Raw genomic sequence first — 20,941 nt, forward strand, 5'->3', positions numbered from 1 at the left:
AGATATGAGCCTACAATTTGTAAAAGCAAGCACTTCTGATGCTTTGACACTTAATGGAATATCTAAAAGAGCCTTTGATAGCGATGTTCAGGTTGGAGCACCTTCAGCTGGTGGGCCACCTGGATATATGTCTGTTTCTTATCACACAAAGATGGCCAGAACAAATCACTTGTATAAGCTCACGGACAATGGACTAATTGTTGGCGGTGCGATTCTATTTTTGGAAAAAGACAAGTTGAACATCGGAAGGATCTTTGTAAGCCCAGAGCATTATCGCAAAGGCTATGGAGTCTACATGATGCAGGAAATTGAGACAATGTTTTCAGATGTAAAGGAATTTGTTTTAGATACGCCCATTTGGAATGTCAGAACAAACGCCTTTTATACCAAGCTGGGATATGTGGAAGTGAGTCGGGATAATGAATTCATTTATTATATTAAGAAATGTGAGTGATGAAGGAGGAATTATCATGACAGCTGAAAAGATGTGGCGGATGTCGGGACTTGAGGGCGAATATAAAGCATGGGCATTTGGAGGCGATGCAGACGAGCTTGCTCAATTAGTTAAAGATGGCAAAAAAACAGCGACTTGTTCTGCTCTTGTTTTTTATAAGCTTGAAAACGAAGAATTGCCGCAAGTGGGTGAATTTAATATCATATTGGATTCCGAGGAAAACGCTGTCTGTATTACCAGAACTACTAAAGTATATGTGACAACATTTGATGCTGTCTCGGAGGAGCATGCTTTTAAGGAGGGTGAAGGCGACCGTTCCTTGGAATATTGGAGAAAGGTACACGAAAAATTCTTTGTTGATGAATTAAAGACAATAAACCAGCATTTTAATGAAAGAATAGAGCTGGTATGCGAGGAATTCGAGGTTGTCGGCTAAACAAATTCATGATTGGATCAGGAATGCTGATGATGAAAACGGAGGTAAATAACGATGATGTTTAAGGGAATCGGCAGGACTTTTTCCACGGAAAACGATCAACAGTACGAAACGATCGGAGCTTTCTGGGACGAGTTGGCAGCAAAGTATGGACGAGCGAATCTACAGGGGCTCGGTTATGGCTGGACGAATCGATCCATTGAGTATGTCATTGGATTGATCGACGGAGAGATCGACGGAGCGGACCGGACTGTGGAATTGCCAGATACGGGTTGGGTTACGGTTCGGGGAAAAACAGCGGACCTTGGGAAAATCTATGAAAAGATTTATCAGGAAGGCAGATTGAGCAATGAGATCGAGCGTTTCACCGACAGTGGTGACTGCGAGATCATGTATCGCCGATAAACCATCCTGGGCAAGTCTCCAATGATTCCAGAAGAGCAGTATGCAAGGATTGTCAATCAATGAGTTCAGATGGAAAGCTTTTGCAATTCTGTATGCAGTTGGCATACTTAACGAAATAAGGTAGGCATAATGGAAGGAATAATATTATATGGAAATTTTGCTTGTTGACAAACATAACTTCACGCGCGATTCACTGAAAGACTTTCAGCGATATCAGGAAGTGAAGAATGTGTATCGTCTGCATGATGGGAAAATGATATTGGTTTACAACCCTTTCACCGAGGATTGGGATGCTACACGCCGCCTGCAAAAAGCTGAGGATATTCTCAGTGGGAAATATGTGACATACTGTGCGTTTGAGGGAAACTGTGTGGTTGGCGAGATTATGCTGATCCCCCAGCTAAATAAAGGGCGACTCATCATAGATAGCTTTCATGTGTCCACGGATTACCGCCGTCGTGGAATTGGCAGATTCCTGCTTGAAGCTGCCAGACAGGAAGCCCTGAAGAGAGGAGCGCATGCCTTGTATGCATCCTGTTGTTCATCTGAGGAAACGATAAACTTCTACTCCGCTATGGGTTTCCGTCTCAGTTCTGACCCAATTTCATCTTATGTGGAAGATGAGCCATATGATCTTCAGATGGAATGTATTATTAAGTAAGAGCATAAAGTCATGAGAATAGTGGGTGATTTAATTGAAATATATGTATATCATAATACCTTTAATACTGATCACTATCATATGTGTCTTAATTCCTCCAAGTACCGGGCAACTGCCTAAGGGCCATGCGATAAGTGAGAAGACAAAATCAGACATAAATGGCACCAATATAGGGACGATCATCTTATCTGATAATGTTGACAACCCTGCTGTAGTAAATGAAACAATAAAGATTTTTATTGAGAACCTGAAATAAACAAATTCCCATTTTTCGGGATGAGGCGATAGTGAGTTAACTCGCAATTTTGTGAAGCACACGAGGTGATTTTTATGATAAGAAAAATGAAAGAAGAAGATATGCAACAGTGTGGAGTGATATATGCTAAGGCGTTTCCTATAGAATATTGGGGGATTGATTGGAACCCTGATAATGCAAAAGAATATTTATTGGATTATTACGAGCAGAAAAAATTTGTAGGATATGTGTATGAAGAAGATGACGTGGTAATTGGATGTATATTTGCATTAAGTAAGATATCAGGAAGTAAAAAAGAAATATATATTAACGAAATGGCAGTTTTACCTGAAAGACAGGGCCAAGGTATTGGCAGGCTATTATTGAAGACACTATTAGATTATAGTAAGGAATCAGGATCTGCCGGGGTTGTCCTTTATACCAGTGAATATGCACCTGCTTCCAAATTCTATGAAAATAATGGTTTTAAACTGTCACAAGGAACCATTTGTATGTATTGCGAGTAAATTCCAATTTCGGGATTTGCAGAAAGGGAAAAATGATCATTCGAGACTTTGAACCGAGACATATGGAGGAAGCAGCGGAAATTGCCCTTGGCGCATATAATTATGAGAGAGCATATACACAGGAACTTCCGGAAATATCAAGCATTCCAATACTGAAACATTTATCCGGAAATGGCTTCGGTGTTGCAGCATTTGAAGGCGGAAAAATGGTCGGATTTCTTTGCAGTGTGGAACCATTTGAGAATGCTTTTCGTTCCACTGATGTGAGAGGCGTTTTTTCGCCCATGGGTGCGAATGGCGCGGTTATGGAGAATCACGGCTGGATTTATGCGGCATTGTATCAGGCGGCTGCAAAAAAGTGGGTAAAAGCCGGAGCGGTGTCACATGCAATTTGTTTATATGAACATGATGAGGAAGCAAAACGGCAGCTCTTTCGGTATGGATTTGGCATGAGGTGCGTAGATGCCATTCGTCAGATGGAAACAATCGATTGCGTTGTATGCAGCGGATATGAGTTTTTGGAATTGCCCAAGGAAGATTATGCAGATGTTTATCCGCTTCATTTGGCACTGAATGAGCATTACTGCTCCAGCCCTTTTTTTATGAACAGAAAACCAGATACACTAGAAGAGTTTTTGGATTTTTCGGAAAGGAATAAGGAACGTTACTTTGCAGCGAAGATAGGCGGAGAATTATGCGCTTATTTGGAAGTGTCAGAGCAGGGTGAAACCTTCATTGCATCAGGGAATCTTTATCGCCATATCATGGGGGCATATTGTATGCCGGAACACAGGGGCAGGGGAGTATATCAGAACCTGTTGAATTTTGTGGTAAATACTTTGAAAACGGAAGGATATACCAGACTTGGCGTAGATTTTGAAAGCATCAATCCGTCAGGCAGCGGGTTTTGGCTTAAGTTTTTTCATGCCTATACCAACGGCGTTGTGCGCAGGATAGATGAGCGGATCATGCAGGTTTAATCTGTGCAAAACCGTTTGAAATCAGTGTAATTTATACGGCCTTTTTTATGTGTGATACTGTAGGGATGAAAAAAAGAACAGAGCGTAAAGAAGGAGAGTAAAGCGATGGAACCTATAAGGATACGAGGACTGAAACAGAATAATCTTAAGAACATTTCGCTTGATATACCAAAGAATAAGATCGTGGTTTTTACGGGTGTATCAGGTTCAGGTAAGTCAAGCATTGTCTTTGATACCGTAGCCGCTGAGAGCCAGCGGCAGATGAATGAAACATATACAGCATGGGTAAGGGGAAGGCTTCCCAAGTATGAAAAGCCCCACGTAGAATCAATAGATAATCTTAACCCTTCGGTTGTTGTCGATCAGAGCAGGCTGGGAGGTAACGCGAGATCGACAGTCGGAACCATAAGTGATATGTATTCGGTGCTAAGACTTCTCTTTTCAAGGATAGGAACTCCGTCTATAGGTCCCGCTTCTTATTTTTCATTTAATAATCCAAACGGAATGTGCAGGACCTGCGCCGGTATCGGTAAGATCATGGATCTGGATATGTATAACCTCATAGATGAGGATAAGAGCTATGACGAGGGATGCTTTAAGCTTCCGGCCTTCGGGGCAGGGAAGTATTATTGGAAGGTTTACAGGCATCCGGAATATTTCAGGACTGATGTGCCATGGAAGGATCTGAGTGAAAAAGAGCATAATATCCTGCTGTACGGATCATACACCAAAGGCGGCAAAAGGATCGATAAGAAGATCGAGGGTGTATACAATCAATTCAAGAGACTGGTACTGATGAAGGGTGTAGAAGAGCAGACGGATTACACTCTTAAGAAGATCAGTCAGTTCATATATGAGTGTGAGTGCCCTGACTGTAAGGGAAAGAGGCTTAACGAGCAGACCCTCTCGTGCAGGATCGGCAGATATAACATAGCGGATATGTGCGATATGGAATTCAGCACTTTGCGGGGTGAACTAAAAAAGATCGATGATGAGAGGGCAGTAACCCTTGTTAAGCAGCTTACGGATTCTCTTGACAGAATGATAGATATAGGTCTTCCATATCTTTCGATGAACAGGGAAAGTTCCAGCCTTTCGGGAGGAGAGGCCCAGAGGCTTAAGCTGGTAAGATATATGGGAAGCTCTCTGTGCGGAATGATATATATTTTTGATGAGCCAAGTACCGGCATGCATCCGAGGGATGTCCACAGAATGACCAGGCTTCTTAAAAGCTTACGGGATAAAGGTAATACGGTATTGGTGGTCGAACATGATAAAGATATAATCAGCATAGCGGATGAAGTTATAGATATAGGGCCGCTTGCAGGTAAGAACGGCGGACAGGTGCTTTTCCAGGGAACATATGAAGATCTGCTTATAAGTAATACCAGGACGGGCAATGCCTTAAAATCGGAGGTTAAGGTTAAGGAAAAAGTCAGACAGCCGAAAGGATTTCTGCAGGTAAGGGGAGCTAACATCCACAACTTAAAGAATGTGGATATTGATATCCCTACAGGTATACTTACCGTGGTAACGGGAGTTGCGGGAAGCGGAAAATCATCTCTTATAAGGGATGTCTTTGCAAAACAGTATTCCGATATGGCCGTGCTTATCGATCAGAGTGCAATAACGGCTACCGGTAGATCTACGGTATGCACTTTTCTTGGCTTCTTTGATGAGATCAGGAAGGTGTTTGCCAAAGAGAATGAAGTAGACGCCGGATTGTTCACATTCAATGGCAAGGGTGCATGTCCGCACTGCAAGGGCCGTGGATTTATAACCACGGAACTTGTGTTTATGGATCCTGTCACAACTGTATGTGAGTATTGTAACGGTTCAAGATACAGTGAAGAAGCGCTCGGTTACAAATATAAGGGTTTGACGATAGAAGAAGTTCTTTCGTTGAGCGTAGAAGATGCTCTTGACTTTTTCAAAGACAACAGGAAGATAACAAAGAATCTGAAGGCTCTTATGGAGGTGGGACTTCCTTACATCTCATTGGGTCAACCCTTATCAAGCTTTTCGGGAGGAGAACGCCAGAGGGTCAAGCTTGCGCAGAACATCGGCAGGAGGGGAAACATATATATACTTGATGAGCCCACAACAGGACTTCATGCAGCAGATATAGAAAAAATAGTCGGTATACTTGAAACAATAGTCGATAAGGGTAATACTGTAATAGTAATAGAGCATAATACAGATGTCATGAAACTTGCAGACTATATAATTGATGTCGGACCTGACGGAGGCACAAACGGAGGCAGGATAGTGTTTACCGGGACACCCGAAGAAATGATCAGGAACGGGGAAACGATAACTGCAAAATATCTTCGGAAAAGAAAGGAGCAAGATTAAGGACATATATAGATGAAAAAGTAAAACTTACTATTGACTCTCCCCTATAGGGGAGGGGTTAGAATCCTCCTTGGAAAACAGAAAGGAGGATTTTTTTATGTATGAAAACGCTATAGTTGTAGAGAATCTGGAAAAAGCTTTCGGAAAAAGGAAGGTGGTTGATAACCTGTCTTTCAAAGTCAGGAAAGGCGAAGTATTTGGTCTGCTCGGCCATAATGGCGCCGGAAAAAGTACCACTATCGATCTGATTCTGGGACTTAAGAAAGCGGATGAGGGAAGATCGGTCATTCTGGGGATGAATGCGGCTGTAAACAGAAAGGCTGTATTTGAAAGAGTCGGGGTACAGCTTCAGCAGACTAAATATCAGAGCAGCATCACTGTGGAAGAGGCTTGTATCGAATACGGGTCTTTATACGAGAAAGCTGCGGATCATGAAGAACTTCTTCGTCAGTTTGGACTGACAGAATTGCAAAAGAGCATGGTCTCAAAACTGTCGGGTGGGGAGAGACAGAAGCTTTCCATAGTCCTGGCGCTTATCGGTAATCCTGAGATAGTATTTTTAGACGAGCTGACAACCGGTCTTGATGTTGAGGCCAGAAGAGAGGTGTGGCGAACACTTAAACAACTTAAGGACAAAGGACTGACTATTTTCCTGACCACGCATTACATGGAAGAGGCAGAAGCTTTATGCGACCATGTCTGCATAATAAAGTCCGGCAAAAAAGTTGTTGAGGGAACAGTCGCTGATATTGTAAATAATTCGAAGCAAAAAAATCTGGAAGATGCATATCTGTTTTATATGGAGGAGGAACTGTAATGAGATTCTTTAAGATGTATAAAGTTGAACAGAAACTTTTTATGAGATCACCTGATGTGATTCTCTTTAATCTGGGAATGCCGCTTATTGTTCTGATCCTGATCTCGCTAATAGCAGGGAATAAGGAAGCCGGAAACTCAGGGCTTACATTTCTTTCAGGATCATACGTTGCCCTTTCAACAGTCGGTATATGCTGTAGTGCATTTATGAGCATACCAATCTCTCTGGTCGAATACCGTTCACAGGGAGTACTCAGAAGGATGTATTGCAGCCCGTGCTCTCCTGTAAGGCTGCTTGCCTGTGATACAATAGCCAGTGGAGTGATGGCGGTTATTTCTACAATGATTCTCTCAGTAACGGCAGTATTCTTTTTTGGATACAGAATGGAAGGAAATGTGCTGCTCTATATCTTTGCCTGGTTACTTACCATGATCTCCATGTTTTCGATAGGACTGATGATCGCAAGCCTTTGCAGAACGGTAAAATCAATGAATGTAGTTACGAGCCTTGTGTATTTTCCGATGCTTTTCTTCTCGGGGGCTACGGTTCCCGCAGAGATCTTTCCTGAAAAGCTTCGGGTCTTCTCAGACATTCTTCCTCTGGGGGTAGGCATAAACCTGTTAAAGGATATATCATTGGGTATATATGACCGGATGCTCATACCGGTTGTTATCCTGATGATAATAACCGTGATATGTTCTTTTGTTTCAGTTAAAACTTTTAGATGGGAGTAGAGTATATGGAATTAAAAGAAAAGCATGAAGCCTGTGTGCCGGCAGAAGATGAAATATTATATAAAATTGGAATGTTTGCCGCGATGAACCATGTTACCGTAAAGACTCTGAGGTTTTATGAGGAGCAGGGATTATTGATCCCTGCCCGAATAAATGATGAGAACGGATACAGATATTATACAATGAACCAGATGGCGGTCATTCATCAGATCACCGCCCTTAAGGAAGCGGGATTTACCCTGGATGATATAAGAAGAATCAATGCGGGCTCCGATGAGGAAGCTGTGATACATAAGAAAAAATCAGAATTGTTGTCGAAGATTGCGGAACTGACAAGACAGGTTAGTATCCTTGACGGGTATCTTGCAAGGAACAAGGGAATGCTTTCGGCACCTGTGCTGGTGAAAACAATACCGGAATCAACAGTGGCTTATTTAACAGAGAGAATAGAATCGTATGACTGTCTTTTTGAGATGATGCCGAGACTGGGTGAATTGATGGAAGAAGCCGGGTGTGAATGTGCCTTACCGGAATACTGCTTTACCTCATATCCGGAGCCGGGATATAAGGAAGATGAGATAGCGGTGGAAATATGTCAGACAGTCACCCGGAAAAAGGAAGATACGAAAGAATTACATTTTAAATGTCTTCCCGAGATTAATGCAGCATGCATATTTCACAAAGGCTCATATGCTGATTTTCCGGAAAGTTATGAGATCATTCTTAAGTTTATTGAAGAGAACGGATTTAAGATCGCAGGACCGATACGTGAAAAATATATCGATGGTGTATGGAATAGGGAGGACGAAAGCGAATGGCTTTCTGAAATTCAGATCCCGATCAGGCAGGTTTAATCTGTGCAGAACCGGTTAAAATCAGTGTGATTTTGGCCGGCTCTGTATTTTTTACTATATATTAAAGTCAGAAAAAAAGAGCTGCAATGGAGAAAAGGAACATGAAAAATCAGACGAATCTCAAAAAAAATTTTGTAAAAGCATCTGCCTCGGATTTTGAAAAAATAAAGTCGGCATACATCGACATAATCAACCGCACGCCGAGTATGAAGGAATACGCCCGCTGGGAATACGGAAAGCATCCAACCGACGAAATGATTCAAATGTACATCGACGGTGGAAACATGTACCAGTTTATGGAGGATGGGAATCTTGCGGGAGTGATCGCAATCACGTTCTCTCAGGGAGAAGATTATCATCCTGTAAAATGGCAGGTTGAGGCAAATGATGACGAGGTGATGGTACTTCATATTCTTGGAATCATGCCGGATTTTCAGGGAAAAGGAATCGGAAAGAAAATGATTCAGTCTGCGCTGGAACTTGGACGGACTAAAAAAATGAAAGCCTGCCGCTTTGACGCACTTTCTTCAAATCTTCCTGCTCAGAAACTGTACGAAAGTCTTGGTTTTGTATTTTGCGGGAAGCAGCATTGGTTTGCCAACAACACCGGCTGGACTGATTTCTATCTTTATGAGAGGAAAATGTAAAATAAGGAAAAGATAGAGAAAATATCGTAGGCAATATCCTGATCCCGCAATTTGCTTATTTCGATTTTAATCATTTTTTATATTTTCATTATTTGCTATCACAATGCTCACTCCTAAATGTTGATGGAGTGCAGCCGTATTTCTTCAGAAAGCATCGGTTAAAATAACTGATATCATTAAACCCGCATGAATAAGCTATTTCAGATATTGATGAGTCAGGGTATAACAATAGTTCTTCCCGAATCTGTTCCAGACGATACTGAAGAACATACTGAATCGGCGTGGTATGAAGAATGTCGTGATATAGCCTTAACAAAGTACTTACACTTATGCCTGCAGATGCAGCAATAATATCAATCGTGATCTGCTCTCGATAATGTGTTTCAATATAATAAAGAGTTTTCTTAATCCGAAGTTCATCCCTTTGCGTTTTAGACGTGAAGGGATGTTCTGTTTCTGTATCGATATTATGGATGATAAGAGAAGAAATCTGACTTAATGCGAAACGGACTGTAAGAGCATAATCCGTTTTCTCGTTGGCCCCGGCAAGCCAGGCTTTCTCCGACAGGAAAAGGACCTCCTTTTGCCAGGGGATTTCCGGTGACAATTTGATAAAGGGAAGATTATCTTTGGAAAGGATCGGTAACACATAGTTATTCCATATGATATCATCCGGTGTTGCTATCACGCGGGGATTAAAGACCATGCAATGCTGCCATCCGGTTTTTGAATGAAGCTCAGATGAATGAAGAATCCCGCTGTTAGCAAAGTAGCCTTCTCCGGCTTTAAGATTAAACTCACATCCGGCGATAAATACACTCACTTCACCTGAAAGGATCACTAATAGCTCCAGTTCATTATGCCAGTGCCAGGGGACCTTGACTTTAGTGAGATCATCGTCAAAAAAAGCAATTGGGAAATCAGGTGTTCCATACGTGAGCAATTCTTTTCCGGTTTCATCGGTTTTGTCAGTAGAGTATGAAAGTCCCATGAAAACTCCTTTGAAGATTTTGTCCTATAATTTGCCTTATTATATGCGATTTTATTCTATATGTAAACATAGATTGAGTGATATACTCTCATAAAAGACGTGATCAGCGGAGGTTAACGCTATGTATTCTCTATTACTGGCTGTAATATATCTGATATTTATGAGTCTGGGATTGCCGGACTCACTTCTCGGCTCCGGGTGGCCAACGATGCAAGTGGCTTTCGGAGTACCTTCTTCATATGCAGGGTATGTTTCGATGGCAATATCGTTTATGACGATAATATCGGCGCTGATAAGTCCGCGAATGATAAGGAGGTTTCATACAAAGTGGATCGTGATCGTTTCCATCCTGCTGACTGTGTTTGGCCTTTTTGGTTTTTCGTTCTCGACATCTTATGCGATGCTGTTTCTGTTCGTGATACCTTATGGCCTCGGTGCCGGTGCAATTGATGCATCCGTAAACCACTACGTGGCTAACAATTACTCAGGTTCTGTTATGAATTTCCTTCATTGCTTTTATGGAGTAGGTGCTGTTATCAGCCCGAACATCATGGCTTTGGCATTAAGTAAAGCAAGGTGGAATGAGGGATACAGATGGACGGCGTATCTTCAAATGGGGATACTGCTTATATGCATCCTGTCTCTACCGCTTTGGAAAAGGAATGAGAGTAATGCGGAGGCTGAGGATGAAGCGGGAGCCGGCATCAGAGAAGCACTGAAGGTTCCCGGAGTGATACTGACACTGATCGCATTCTATGCATACTGTGCGGGAGAATGTACCTGTTTCCTATGGACATCGAGTTATTTTGCAGGAACTAAGGAAGGACTTTCCGACGGACTGATAGCTTCGTTCGGATCACTGATATTCGGCGGACTGATGCTTGGCAGGCTAATCTCGGGATTTATATCAAATAAGCTTGGGGACAGGCTGCTCATCAGGATAGGAATCACTGTGGAGCTGATCGGTATTATTATGGTTATGCTTCCAATCAGTCATTATCTGCCTGCGGCGATCGGTTTTGTGATCATAGGAACCGGTATGGGCCCCGTATATCCTGCCATACAGCATATGGCTCCGACCAACTTCGGAAAAAAGTACAGTGCGGCTGTAATCGGACTGCAGATGGCTTCTGCCTATGTTGGAAGTACCTTTATGCCGATGTTTTTTGGGATTCTGCAGCAGAATATCGGGATCGGAATCATGCCGTTGTATCTTTTGATCTTTGCGGTTCTCAATATCGGATTGTTGGAGAGAACTTATGTTGTTCTGAGGAAAGAGTTATAGGTGAGCGACGTGGTAATAGAGACTGATAGATTGATAATTAGAGATGTAACAATGCCGGACGGAGAGGCGTTCATTCATATGGCTTCCGATGGGAGCTTGAATGATGTAGGCTTTGACAAAGATTGTAGCTCGTGGATGCATGACTGGATTATAGAAGCACAAAATCTGGTGCGAGAGGACAATCCTCGAAAAAATTATCTTGCTTATGTGATTGAAGATAAGAGAACAGGTTCGCCTGTCGGCGCTGTCGGATGTTCATATTATGAGGATTTTGGGAAAGTGGGTATTACTTATTTTATCGGAGCAGATTTTCGAAATAATGGATACGCTTCAGAAGCAGTAAAGGCGTATGTTTGTTATTTCTTTGAGCATTATGATGAAAACGAGATGATTGCCACTATCCGTGAGGATAATCTCCCATCATGGAAAGTGATAGAAAGAGTAGGTTTTTTATTTAAAGAGAAAAAAATGTACAGAGATGTCAATGATGCAAACGAAGAACTATATCGATTTTATTTGGCGCAAAGATGCGATGGTTGAGATCCCTGAAAAAAGAAAGCGTAAGATTCAAAACCTGGCGAATAAGGGCTGTGAGGTCAAAGAACTTAAGGATTATACAGGAGGGAAAAAGATGAAGAATTTTTTTGATAAAACGAATAGGAAGAGAATAATTAACTGTTACAGCAAGGCAGAAATGGAAAGGCTTCACGATAGTTATATTGAAAGGGGCGTTATGGCTGAGGAACTAATATGTGTTATACCTTGCAGCACGGTAAATTTATATAAGCTTATTGTTGAAGAATGATAAATAGAGGGAGAGAGTTTGCCATGATTGAAAATGAGCGTATCAGAATATATCCTGCAGAGAAGGATTATATTCCAGTATTATGCACAATTGTAAATTGGGATTGAATGGGGGATGATTATGAAAATACTTGTTGTTGGTGGAACGAGATATTTTGGGATACCTATGGTTAATACCTTGCTCAAAAAAGGGCATGAAATCACAATCGCAACAAGAGGCAAATCAAAGCCGGTATTTGATGGCACTGTAGAATATGTTGTCATGGATAGGATGGATTCTGCAAGTGTTAAAGAGGCTTTGAGCGGAAAGCATTTTGACTTGATAATTGATAAGATTGCCTACAGTTCCAATGATGTTAAGGCACTTTTGGAAAACGTAAGCTGTGACAGATATATACAGATGTCTACATGTTCTGTTTATCCTAAAGAACATGCTGATATTACGGAAGATGAATTTAAACCTGAAGAATATGAGCTTCACTGGATAGACAGAATCAAGAACTACGAAGAAACTAAGAGGCAGGCGGAAAGAGCAGTATTTGAGTTCATGGATCCTGCCAATATTTCTTTTGTCAGATATCCAATAGTCATGGGTGAAAATGATTATACAGGCAGACTGGATTTCTATATTGAGCATATAAGAGATCAGAAACCTATGAATATCGATGATATGGATACGAAGATGGCATTCATATACGAGAAAGATGCTGGTGATTTTATTGCATATCTTGCTGAACACTTTGTTCCGGGACCGATAAATGGATGTTCAAAAGAAGCGGTTAAGATATCAGATATAATTGAGCACATAGAAAAACGTCTTGGGAAGAAAGCTGTGATTAGTCAGACGGGTGATAATGCCCCATATAATGGAATTGAAGATACACTCAGTTTTAGCACTGAAAAGGCTGAATCAATTGGTTACAGATTCCGTGAACTTAAAGAATGGCTGTACCCGTTGATTGACTTCAAGACGGCAACATCAAATTTGTTTTATATTGCAGTTTAATGGAGCCTTCGTAAATGACCAGGTATAGTATATTGAAGAAACGGAACTTTATGGTGATTCCATAGTACTATACTATAAAGACGATATAAATCTTGCAAAACCGCGTGTAGGTGTGGGAACCTGGATCAGGTCTTATGTATTATTTGGCATTGCTTTTGTACTTATATCTACAAGATTGATATTCATCTATAGGTCTTATCACAGCGTTCATTACGTTGAACGTGTTGCTGTAGGCGAGTAGGTTCAAAATCTTGACGTCATACAATACAGGTGCTAGTATCAAGACAGACAAACAATTAACAACAGAGGATAATTTATGTTAAGCGTGGTGGGTAAATAACCCATATCATTAGTTGAATAAGATGATATGTAAAGCTGCAAGTTCGTGCAGTGCAGCTTTAGTGGTACGAATTCAGTTAACTAGAGTGATCGTGTTAGCTTTATTTCATTACGCTTAATACATAGATTGGTTGAGACCTCGTTGAATATCCAGAGAATATGGTACTTTGGACGGTATGTTCAATAACATATAACCTAGAACTACAGCGTGGGTTTGAAATAGTTCTTTTTGCATATAACCATGATATCTTAAGCGTAAGGTATCATGGTTTTTTTGATGCACTTTTGATGAACAATGTTTTATGGAACCTTGAAGGATAGGTTCAAGAATGTAAATGTAGTCGAAAGGGCGCTTAACAGAGATGATAGAGAATCAAATTGAATTTAATAGAGTAAAAGAAATATGGTCAGGCCTTGCAATAACTAGTAAGGCGAAACAGCAGATAGAACTGAAGTGGATTATTCTGGATGAGACCACGCTTAGAAGAGAGATAAAAGATACTACGGATGCAAAAGAGCTGATTAAAAAGCTGGGGAATCCGCCGCTGCAGGATGTGTCGGAGATATTGGAAATACTGGAAATAGCCCAGAAGGGAGATTGCCTTTCACCTTATCAGTTAGAGCGAGTAGAAGGAATTCTTACTGTTTTAGACAGATTGTCATCTTATCTTAAGAGAGGACATCAATATCAGAATGACCTTAGCTTTTATGATGAATCTCTTTATACACAGGAGGAACTTAGGGAAGAGATTGCAACACAGATCAGAGGGGAAAGAGTTGACGACCACGCTTCAAAACTGCTTTTGGAGATCAGAATCAAGATTCAGCAGCTTGAAGATGAGATGAAGAAAAAAGCAGAATCAGTTATTTATAACAATCGCGACTACATGGCGGATAATTTCTATACCACCAGAAATGGCAGGATTTGTGTGCCTGTAAAGAAGGAATACAAATACAGAATTCCAGGGAGTCTTGTGGACAAATCCAGTACAGGAAGCACGCTATTTGTGGAGCCTGAGGGCGTAATAAAGATTGGCGAAGAAGTGCAGAGCCTTCGCATAGATGAGGAAAATGAGGTCTATCGCATTCTGTATACTTTGACAGCAATGGTGGCAGACTGCGCAGAAGCCCTGACAGAGAGCATACGCATTATCGAGAAGCTGGATTACGTTTTCTCAAAAGGAAAGCTCAGTATAGAACTTGACGCTAATGAGCCTCAGATAAACCTTGATAGAAGGATCGTTCTGGATGAGGCAAGACATCCTTTAATGGATCCACAGATCTGTGTTCCCCTGAACTTTGAGCTTGGTACAAATAACAGAGGTGTCGTGATAACTGGCCCCAACACAGGCGGCAAGACAGTTTCAATCAAGACCGTAATGCTCAATGCCGTCATGGCTCAGTGCGGCCTTCATGTTTGCTGCAAGAGTGCAGATCTCTGCATGAATTCAGGATATTTTTGCGATATAGGAGATGGTCAGGACCTTACTGATAACCTTTCCACCTTCTCCTCCCACATAAAAAATGTCTTGAATATCCTCGCGGAAATCGACAAAGACGGCTTTGTTATCATGGATGAGCTGGGCTCCGGAACAGATCCACAGGAGGGCATGGGAATTGCAATCGCCATACTGGAAAAGCTTCGTGAAACCGGAGCTAACTTCCTGGTTACCACTCATTATCCTGAGGTAAAAGAGTATGCGGCTAAGAGCGATGGTATTGTAAATGCCAGAATGGCCTTTGACAGGCAGACACTAAAGCCTACCTACCAAATGATCATAGGCGAAGCTGGGGAAAGCTGCGCATTTTATATTGCCGACAGGCTTGGTATGTCGAAAGAGATGCTGAAAATCGCGGTGGCAGCAGCTTATGGAGAGGACGCCGTTAGCTCTTTTGACTTCCAAAATGAGGAGCGGAAAAAAGCTACTTCAGGCCCCAAGATAAGCAGAAAAAAGGCTAAACCTAAGACCACTAATGTGACTGACAAGTTCCAGATTGGGGACAGTGTTATGGTGCTTCCGGATAAAAAGATTGGCATTGTTTGCGAGGAAGTAAATGAAAAAGGCGTTCTCAGAGTTCAAGTGGCAAAGCGCAAAATTTGGATCAACCACAAGCGGGTTAAATTGCATGTAAAGGCCCAGGAACTGTATCCAGAGGATTATGATATGTCCATAGTCTTTGATACCGTGGAAAACCGCAAGAAACGCCACGATATGGGACGAAAGTACACCACAGAAGTAATTGAGTACAAGGAGAATGATCTGTCGGGTACGGAGGATTATTTGGGATGAGTAACCTTGAGGATAAGATACTTTCCTATGTGAAACGGAATGGATATATAATGTAAGCGGTTGATACCTGTCGATTTTGACTTACGAGGAGAATAAGGGGGATTTATGCCTGAATATAACAGTAGTAAGTTATCTTGGAATATAAATGGTTAAGCAAATCGAGATTTGTGAGGAACAGATATGAAGACAATATATCTGATCGGCGGTACAATGGGCGTCGGTAAAACGACGGTAAGTCAGCAGCTGAAAAAGGAGTTGCCGAACAGTGTTTTTCTTGACGGCGATTGGTGTTGGGATGCCGATCCGTTTCAGGTAACAGAAGAAACAAAAGCCATGGTCATGCGCAACATCTGCTTCTTGCTGAATAGTTTTCTCCACTGTACGGCCTATAAAAATATTATTTTCTGCTGGGTAATGCATGAACAATCCATTATTGACGAAATAATCAATAGTCTGAACACAGGAGATGCGAGAGTCATAAAGATTTCGCTTATGATCGATGAAACCAATTTGCGTAAAAGACTCTCTGCTGACATCGCCAGGGGGATCCGCAGTAACGATGTAATCGACAGAAGTGTTGCAAGAATCAACATGTATCAAATACTTGACACCATAAAAGTGGATACAGTCAATAAGAACATTTGTGAAATCGTGAGTGAAATACTGACGCTTTGATATCAACAAATTCCGGTTTATAGAGGTGAAAAAGATGGTAACACATATAGGAACACAGAAAATTGAAACTGAACGTTTGATTCTTCGCCGGTTTGATTACGCAGATATTGATTCTATGCTTCGAAATTGGATTGCGGATGAGAAGACCCAATGGGATTATGGTGAACCATATTATTCAACTCCTGAAGCTGTAAGAGAATTATTTGATACCAAGTATATCGCTTCTTATTCAAGGGATGATTATTATCGATGGGCGGTGATTGAAAAGGAATCACAAGAATGTATCGGGCAGATCGCGTATTTTAAAGTGGATACCGATAACCAGCATGGTGAGATTGAGTATGTTATCGGACCGTCATTCCAAGGCAAGGGATATGCCACAGAGATGACAAGAGCTGTCATTGCATATGGATTTGAAAAAATAAATTTCAATAGAGTAGAGATTGACTGTCGTACTGAAAATGAAGCATCACGAAGAGTCATTGAGAAGTGCGGGCTTACTTGTGAAGGGGTATTTCGTGATTTTTTCTGGCGAAAAGACCACTTTGAGGGGAGAAGAGTATTCTCTATTTTAAAACAGGAGTTCATGTATAACAAAAGTAGCAAAATAGCAACCAATGACTGATGTATCTTTGCGGCGATGAATCGTACACTAGTCTTGGAGGTGATGAATATGATCTTTTCAGAAAAACTACAGTTAATCCGCAAAAATAAAGGATTAACCCAGGAGGAACTTGCTGAGAAGCTTGATGTATCAAGACAGGCAGTTGCGAAATGGGAATCAGGCCAGGCTTATCCGGATATCAGCAATCTTATACAGATCAGTAATCTATTCAATGTTACAGTTGATTATTTGGTTCGCGATCAGGAATGTATGGTCAATTGTGCAGTGGATGTAGAAAATGATATTAGCAAGCTGATTGACTTTAGATTAGAAGCAAATGTAAATACATATGCTGCATATATGAATGAAACCACTGCAACAAGGCTGGATTCCCATGATTTCACATACAGCAGCGGACCGTATACCTATCATGACACATATGTGGGCGGCGAGAAGTTTGCCGGAGAAGAGGCAATATGGCTTGATGGTAAGATTCAGTACGCCATGAATTATCTGGGACGAGTACTGGATCAGCAGTTCAGCGGAGATTTCTTAAAAGAAGCTCTTAGAAAAGCTGATAAGAATATGCCTTACAGAGGACCTGAGTATTTTCAGTCCGGTGAATATACTTATAAGTGCAGTGTTACTGGGGATTTCACCTGGTTTCAGGGATGCGAGGAGATTTATTGCAATAATACCAGAGTTTATGAATGCTATTTCCATGGGGGAATAATGAAGTAGTCAGAAGGAAAAAAAGACTTACACGAAAACAAAATATCTGCTATAATCTGCAATTGCTGATAAAAAATGAAGATTTCGAGGTATTATTGGAAACGCACATCCTGGCCGGGTGATAACGAACAACACGGAGGTCTTCCCTATTTAAGAAAGAGAGGAACCCCTATGTTACCACAGAGCAAATTACAGGATGTGTTTTTTACTGCCTTTATGGCATTTGTCATGGTTTATGCCATGATATGCTACAACATTTCACTGAATGTTGGCGGAATGCAGAACTTTATCTTCCTTGCAGCATTCAAGGAAATGCTTATCATGTGGCCGATAGCCATGGCGCTTGAACTTTTATTTGTAGGAAAACTGGCTCAGAAGCTGGCTTTCAGATTCGTCACTCCGGGAAAAGACCCTATGATAATGATCATACTTGCCATCTCATCAATGTCTGTGTGCCTCATGTGCCCGCTTATGAGCATGGCAGCGACAATCCTTTTTAAGGATGCAGGCAGTGAATTCGTGGCTGTATGGATTCAGACGACAGCGTTGAACTTTCCTATGGCTCTTTTCTGGCAGATCTTCTTCGCAGGACCGCTGGTAAGAAATGTCTTCGGATTTGCTATGAAAAGAATAAAGCAGAAATAAGAATTGGCGAAAAACAGACCAAAATCCGTATACGGAGCTGGTCTGTTTTTTATTTTACGTTAATATATAATTACAGGAGAGGATGACCATGAAAAAACTTACAGACTACAAGAAGATCAGGCATTTGACCGATCAGTTCAGCGTTGAAAAAGTATACCCGCTCTCAATATTAGAGGGGATTCAAAGTGGCGAGATATATGTTGATGATACTGATTTTCCGAATGCCGCACTAATCTGGCACTACTGCGGATTTGCCAATATCCTGGGGAATTATAATGAGAAATTCATTGAAGAAACCATGACAATGATGCTAAATCCGCCGGAGGGTCACTCTGGACGCATGGCGCTGCAAGCAGAAAACGATCCCCGGTTGCAGGAAATGATACTGAAGACTCCGGGAGTTTCTAAATATGATAGGTATATCTTCGATTTCGCTGGGAAAAGAGATATCATCTCACCCACCATGGAATCAAAGCTGGAAGAAATAATCCCCGATAACTACGATCTGATGAGCGGAAAGATAATACCTACATTTTCCTGGGAGGATAAGTGCACTTTTTTAGAAAAGGGATTCGGATACTGCCTGATCGAAGACGGACATATGGCAGCCTGCGCGTTTTCCTCGGGAGTCTCCAAGGATTATGTGGATATCGGAGTAGAAACAGCAGAAGAGTGCCGCGGAAAAGGATATGGCAAGATCGTTGCTTACGCAATGGTAAAAGAAATTCTTCGAAGGGGAAAACTCCCCGTGTGGGACTGTGATACAAGAAATGAAGCATCCATGCGACTTGCCTGTTCCGTTGGATTTGAAATAACCGGAACGCATCCGTGGTACAAATATGAAGGGTAGATAGTGAGCTTATGAGCAAGAAATATATACCACAGCAAATGATATCGCAAAGCCGGTTCATAGACCTGTATAACGATTGGAGATCTTAAATATCATACAATATGCTTTTTCCTGTATCTTCCAAATAGTATTCCGTCGTCGACCACCTGACTTTCTTCGGAAACCCATACTGGGAACTTACCTGTGGCAAGGGCTGTCTGGGCGTTTAGCATTCCGGTGTGGAAGGATAGATGTCTGTACTGACGAAGAACAAGTTCCATCCTTGTATATGGGCAATCCTTAGGCTTTTCATAGAGCATTTCGTCAGTAAGGCTGTCCAGATAGTCCAGTGTCTTCTTTTCTACTTTATCCAGATATTCCAGCAGCATCTTGTCGCACAGTACCACATTTGTTGGATTATCAGGATTATCCATACCATCTTCATGGAAATCCGGTTCATCATAATCGTAAGGGTTGATAAACCACTTGTCGGCTGAGTGCAGTGCGTGATATGCCCATCGCCAGCAGGGAGCTCCGCAGCAGATGGCGTTTCTGTCATAGGTCAGAAGTGAAGTTCTGATGTTGATGAAGTTAGGTTTTACTGTTTCTTTGATGATCTTAACTAATTCGTTCATTTTTCATATCCTCCTGTTTTCCGGGTTGTTTTTGCTTTTCTTATCTCGTATAATATCAGCAAAAGAGCTATCGGAAAAATTGAAATAAATAATGTTAATGATAGAGGAAATTGATAAATGACAATTACGCAGCTTGAAACATTCCAAAAGATAGCAGAGACCAGGAATTTTACAATGGCCGCCAATTCCCTTGGTTATGCCCAGTCTACAGTAACTACCCAGATCAAGCAGCTTGAGGAGGAACTGGGGTGTTTGCTCTTTGAGCGCCTTGGCAAGACAATAGTGATGACTCCGGAGGGGAATCGTCTTCTTCTTTATTCCGGCAAAATGCTCCAGCTGGAGAGGGAAGTGTTCATGGAAGTTCCGGGGAATTCAGACCCATCAGGTGTTATTAAGCTTGGTGTTTCCGAGTCGCTTTGCTATGACAGGCTGCCGGCTCTTTTGATAAAATACAAAGAGAAATATCCCAAGGTGGACTTAAGGATCCAGTTCGTGATGCACGATACATTTCCCGACCAGCTAAGGAAGGGAGAACTGGACTTTGTCTACACGTTAAATCCCCTGATAGAGGATGACAGCCTGAATCTATTGTATAAAAAAGAAGAGACATTGGGATTCTATGTATCGCCTTCACATCCACTAGTCAAAAAGAAAAAGGTGGATGAACAGGCGCTGCAGGATGAAGTTCTTTTGCTGACGGGGCATAATTGCAGCTTCAAGCATATGCTCCTTAAGGATCTTGAGCAGAAGGGGGTTACATCCAAGATTGCCATTGAGACCAGCGCCAAGGAGGTTTTAAAACAGTTTGCGGCAAACGGTTTGGGAGTGGCATTCATGCCAGATATGGCAGCGAAAAGAGAGATTGAGGAAAAGAGTCTTGTGAAGCTCAACTGGACTGGCGAGAAATTTCCAATCTATTCACAGCTCTTTATACACAAAGATAAAAGAGTAAACAGTGCGATCAAGGGCTTTATGGACCTGATCATGTAAAAAAGGATTG

General features: G+C 41.6%; 24 protein-coding genes. 22 read left to right on the forward strand and 2 right to left on the reverse strand.

Going from position 1 to position 20,941, the window contains the following annotated elements; genetic code table 11:
• The first annotated feature begins 4 nt into the window (after positions 1 to 4).
• The 11 genes from D6855_RS00130 (at position 5) to D6855_RS00185 (ending at position 9,105) form a co-directional block, all read left to right on the forward strand.
• Positions 5 to 454: a GNAT family N-acetyltransferase gene (locus tag D6855_RS00130; RefSeq protein WP_026664413.1), complete on the forward strand. Its 450-nt coding sequence runs from the start codon at positions 5 to 7 to the stop codon at positions 452 to 454.
• Positions 455 to 470: 16 nt separating this feature from the next.
• Complete coding sequence (locus D6855_RS00135) at positions 471 to 890, forward strand: ASCH domain-containing protein (RefSeq protein WP_120736792.1); 420 nt, start codon at positions 471 to 473, stop codon at positions 888 to 890.
• Positions 891 to 944: 54 nt separating this feature from the next.
• Positions 945 to 1,295 (forward strand): hypothetical protein, encoded by a 351-nt coding sequence (locus tag D6855_RS00140; RefSeq protein ID WP_120736794.1) that lies wholly within the window; start codon positions 945 to 947, stop codon positions 1,293 to 1,295.
• A gap of 148 nt (positions 1,296 to 1,443) precedes the next feature.
• Positions 1,444 to 1,956 carry a GNAT family N-acetyltransferase gene (locus tag D6855_RS00145; RefSeq protein ID WP_120736796.1) on the forward strand — a complete coding sequence of 171 codons (513 nt, stop codon included), beginning with the start codon at positions 1,444 to 1,446 and terminating at the stop codon, positions 1,954 to 1,956.
• A gap of 330 nt (positions 1,957 to 2,286) precedes the next feature.
• Positions 2,287 to 2,718, forward strand: a complete 432-nt coding sequence (locus D6855_RS00155; protein WP_120736800.1) for a GNAT family N-acetyltransferase — start codon at positions 2,287 to 2,289, stop codon at positions 2,716 to 2,718.
• A 32-nt stretch (positions 2,719 to 2,750) separates the two neighbouring features.
• Positions 2,751 to 3,698: a GNAT family N-acetyltransferase gene (locus tag D6855_RS00160; protein WP_120736802.1), complete on the forward strand. Its 948-nt coding sequence runs from the start codon at positions 2,751 to 2,753 to the stop codon at positions 3,696 to 3,698.
• Positions 3,699 to 3,803: 105 nt separating this feature from the next.
• Positions 3,804 to 6,053 (forward strand): ATP-binding cassette domain-containing protein, encoded by a 2,250-nt coding sequence (locus tag D6855_RS00165; protein ID WP_120736804.1) that lies wholly within the window; start codon positions 3,804 to 3,806, stop codon positions 6,051 to 6,053.
• 97 nt (positions 6,054 to 6,150) lie between these two features.
• Positions 6,151 to 6,870, forward strand: a complete 720-nt coding sequence (locus D6855_RS00170; protein ID WP_120736806.1) for an ABC transporter ATP-binding protein — start codon at positions 6,151 to 6,153, stop codon at positions 6,868 to 6,870.
• Complete coding sequence (locus D6855_RS00175; protein WP_120736808.1) at positions 6,870 to 7,604, forward strand: ABC transporter permease; 735 nt, start codon at positions 6,870 to 6,872, stop codon at positions 7,602 to 7,604. The genes D6855_RS00170 and D6855_RS00175 overlap by 1 nt, the downstream gene beginning before the upstream one ends.
• Before the next feature lie 5 nt (positions 7,605 to 7,609).
• Entirely contained in the window at positions 7,610 to 8,458 is an 849-nt protein-coding gene (locus tag D6855_RS00180; protein ID WP_120736810.1) for a MerR family transcriptional regulator, read from the forward strand.
• Positions 8,459 to 8,559: 101 nt separating this feature from the next.
• Complete coding sequence (locus D6855_RS00185) at positions 8,560 to 9,105, forward strand: GNAT family N-acetyltransferase (protein ID WP_120736812.1); 546 nt, start codon at positions 8,560 to 8,562, stop codon at positions 9,103 to 9,105.
• Between the two features lie 88 nt (positions 9,106 to 9,193).
• Here the strand turns inward: D6855_RS00185 and D6855_RS00190 are convergent, their stop codons facing one another.
• Positions 9,194 to 10,096 carry an AraC family transcriptional regulator gene (locus D6855_RS00190; protein WP_120736814.1) on the reverse strand — a complete coding sequence of 301 codons (903 nt, stop codon included), beginning with the start codon at positions 10,094 to 10,096 and terminating at the stop codon, positions 9,194 to 9,196.
• A gap of 121 nt (positions 10,097 to 10,217) precedes the next feature.
• Between D6855_RS00190 and D6855_RS00195 the strand changes: the two genes are divergently transcribed.
• The 10 genes from D6855_RS00195 (at position 10,218) to D6855_RS00240 (ending at position 19,327) form a co-directional block, all read left to right on the forward strand.
• On the forward strand, positions 10,218 to 11,381 hold the full coding sequence (locus D6855_RS00195; protein WP_120736816.1) for an MFS transporter: 1,164 nt from the start codon (positions 10,218 to 10,220) through the stop codon (positions 11,379 to 11,381).
• Positions 11,382 to 11,390: 9 nt separating this feature from the next.
• On the forward strand, positions 11,391 to 11,921 hold the full coding sequence (locus D6855_RS00200) for a GNAT family N-acetyltransferase (protein WP_256372297.1): 531 nt from the start codon (positions 11,391 to 11,393) through the stop codon (positions 11,919 to 11,921).
• A 91-nt stretch (positions 11,922 to 12,012) separates the two neighbouring features.
• Positions 12,013 to 12,186: a hypothetical protein gene (locus D6855_RS16640; RefSeq protein WP_158589426.1), complete on the forward strand. Its 174-nt coding sequence runs from the start codon at positions 12,013 to 12,015 to the stop codon at positions 12,184 to 12,186.
• A gap of 120 nt (positions 12,187 to 12,306) precedes the next feature.
• Positions 12,307 to 13,191 (forward strand): NAD-dependent epimerase/dehydratase family protein, encoded by an 885-nt coding sequence (locus D6855_RS00210; RefSeq protein WP_158589427.1) that lies wholly within the window; start codon positions 12,307 to 12,309, stop codon positions 13,189 to 13,191.
• 701 nt (positions 13,192 to 13,892) lie between these two features.
• Positions 13,893 to 15,821: an endonuclease MutS2 gene (locus tag D6855_RS00215; protein WP_120736823.1), complete on the forward strand. Its 1,929-nt coding sequence runs from the start codon at positions 13,893 to 13,895 to the stop codon at positions 15,819 to 15,821.
• A gap of 180 nt (positions 15,822 to 16,001) precedes the next feature.
• Positions 16,002 to 16,496 (forward strand): AAA family ATPase, encoded by a 495-nt coding sequence (locus D6855_RS00220; protein WP_120736825.1) that lies wholly within the window; start codon positions 16,002 to 16,004, stop codon positions 16,494 to 16,496.
• A gap of 34 nt (positions 16,497 to 16,530) precedes the next feature.
• Positions 16,531 to 17,121 (forward strand): GNAT family N-acetyltransferase, encoded by a 591-nt coding sequence (locus D6855_RS00225; protein ID WP_120736827.1) that lies wholly within the window; start codon positions 16,531 to 16,533, stop codon positions 17,119 to 17,121.
• A 48-nt stretch (positions 17,122 to 17,169) separates the two neighbouring features.
• Positions 17,170 to 17,841: a DUF5680 domain-containing protein gene (locus tag D6855_RS00230; RefSeq protein ID WP_120736829.1), complete on the forward strand. Its 672-nt coding sequence runs from the start codon at positions 17,170 to 17,172 to the stop codon at positions 17,839 to 17,841.
• Positions 17,842 to 18,003: 162 nt separating this feature from the next.
• Positions 18,004 to 18,477: a DUF2798 domain-containing protein gene (locus tag D6855_RS00235; RefSeq protein ID WP_120736833.1), complete on the forward strand. Its 474-nt coding sequence runs from the start codon at positions 18,004 to 18,006 to the stop codon at positions 18,475 to 18,477.
• Between the two features lie 88 nt (positions 18,478 to 18,565).
• Entirely contained in the window at positions 18,566 to 19,327 is a 762-nt protein-coding gene (locus D6855_RS00240; RefSeq protein ID WP_158589428.1) for a GNAT family N-acetyltransferase, read from the forward strand.
• Positions 19,328 to 19,419: 92 nt separating this feature from the next.
• Here D6855_RS00240 and D6855_RS00245 read toward each other — a convergent pair whose 3' ends face one another.
• A complete protein-coding gene (locus D6855_RS00245) occupies positions 19,420 to 19,941 on the reverse strand; it encodes a DinB family protein (RefSeq protein ID WP_120736840.1) in 522 nt (173 codons plus the stop codon).
• A 117-nt stretch (positions 19,942 to 20,058) separates the two neighbouring features.
• Between D6855_RS00245 and D6855_RS00250 the strand changes: the two genes are divergently transcribed.
• On the forward strand, positions 20,059 to 20,931 hold the full coding sequence (locus D6855_RS00250; RefSeq protein WP_120736842.1) for a LysR family transcriptional regulator: 873 nt from the start codon (positions 20,059 to 20,061) through the stop codon (positions 20,929 to 20,931).
• The last annotated feature ends 10 nt before the right edge of the window (positions 20,932 to 20,941 follow it).

The organism is Butyrivibrio sp. CB08, from assembly GCF_003625485.1.
In the GTDB taxonomy this organism is placed as follows: Bacteria; Bacillota; Clostridia; order Lachnospirales; family Lachnospiraceae; genus Butyrivibrio.

Bases quoted from the DNA above. Each gene is read 5' to 3' on its own strand.
- D6855_RS00130 (WP_026664413.1), top strand. From the start codon at position 5: ATGAGCCTACAATTTGTAAAAGCAAGCACTTCTGATGCTTTGACACTT.
- D6855_RS00135 (WP_120736792.1), top strand. From the start codon at position 471: ATGACAGCTGAAAAGATGTGGCGGATGTCGGGACTTGAGGGCGAATAT.
- D6855_RS00140 (WP_120736794.1), top strand. From the start codon at position 945: ATGATGTTTAAGGGAATCGGCAGGACTTTTTCCACGGAAAACGATCAA.
- D6855_RS00145 (WP_120736796.1), top strand. From the start codon at position 1,444: ATGGAAATTTTGCTTGTTGACAAACATAACTTCACGCGCGATTCACTG.
- D6855_RS00155 (WP_120736800.1), top strand. From the start codon at position 2,287: ATGATAAGAAAAATGAAAGAAGAAGATATGCAACAGTGTGGAGTGATA.
- D6855_RS00160 (WP_120736802.1), top strand. From the start codon at position 2,751: ATGATCATTCGAGACTTTGAACCGAGACATATGGAGGAAGCAGCGGAA.
- D6855_RS00165 (WP_120736804.1), top strand. From the start codon at position 3,804: ATGGAACCTATAAGGATACGAGGACTGAAACAGAATAATCTTAAGAAC.
- D6855_RS00170 (WP_120736806.1), top strand. From the start codon at position 6,151: ATGTATGAAAACGCTATAGTTGTAGAGAATCTGGAAAAAGCTTTCGGA.
- D6855_RS00175 (WP_120736808.1), top strand. From the start codon at position 6,870: ATGAGATTCTTTAAGATGTATAAAGTTGAACAGAAACTTTTTATGAGA.
- D6855_RS00180 (WP_120736810.1), top strand. From the start codon at position 7,610: ATGGAATTAAAAGAAAAGCATGAAGCCTGTGTGCCGGCAGAAGATGAA.
- D6855_RS00185 (WP_120736812.1), top strand. From the start codon at position 8,560: ATGAAAAATCAGACGAATCTCAAAAAAAATTTTGTAAAAGCATCTGCC.
- D6855_RS00190 (WP_120736814.1), bottom strand. From the start codon at position 10,096: ATGGGACTTTCATACTCTACTGACAAAACCGATGAAACCGGAAAAGAA.
- D6855_RS00195 (WP_120736816.1), top strand. From the start codon at position 10,218: ATGTATTCTCTATTACTGGCTGTAATATATCTGATATTTATGAGTCTG.
- D6855_RS16640 (WP_158589426.1), top strand. From the start codon at position 12,013: ATGAAGAATTTTTTTGATAAAACGAATAGGAAGAGAATAATTAACTGT.
- D6855_RS00210 (WP_158589427.1), top strand. From the start codon at position 12,307: ATGAAAATACTTGTTGTTGGTGGAACGAGATATTTTGGGATACCTATG.
- D6855_RS00215 (WP_120736823.1), top strand. From the start codon at position 13,893: ATGATAGAGAATCAAATTGAATTTAATAGAGTAAAAGAAATATGGTCA.
- D6855_RS00220 (WP_120736825.1), top strand. From the start codon at position 16,002: ATGAAGACAATATATCTGATCGGCGGTACAATGGGCGTCGGTAAAACG.
- D6855_RS00225 (WP_120736827.1), top strand. From the start codon at position 16,531: ATGGTAACACATATAGGAACACAGAAAATTGAAACTGAACGTTTGATT.
- D6855_RS00230 (WP_120736829.1), top strand. From the start codon at position 17,170: ATGATCTTTTCAGAAAAACTACAGTTAATCCGCAAAAATAAAGGATTA.
- D6855_RS00235 (WP_120736833.1), top strand. From the start codon at position 18,004: ATGTTACCACAGAGCAAATTACAGGATGTGTTTTTTACTGCCTTTATG.
- D6855_RS00240 (WP_158589428.1), top strand. From the start codon at position 18,566: ATGAAAAAACTTACAGACTACAAGAAGATCAGGCATTTGACCGATCAG.
- D6855_RS00245 (WP_120736840.1), bottom strand. From the start codon at position 19,941: ATGAACGAATTAGTTAAGATCATCAAAGAAACAGTAAAACCTAACTTC.
- D6855_RS00250 (WP_120736842.1), top strand. From the start codon at position 20,059: ATGACAATTACGCAGCTTGAAACATTCCAAAAGATAGCAGAGACCAGG.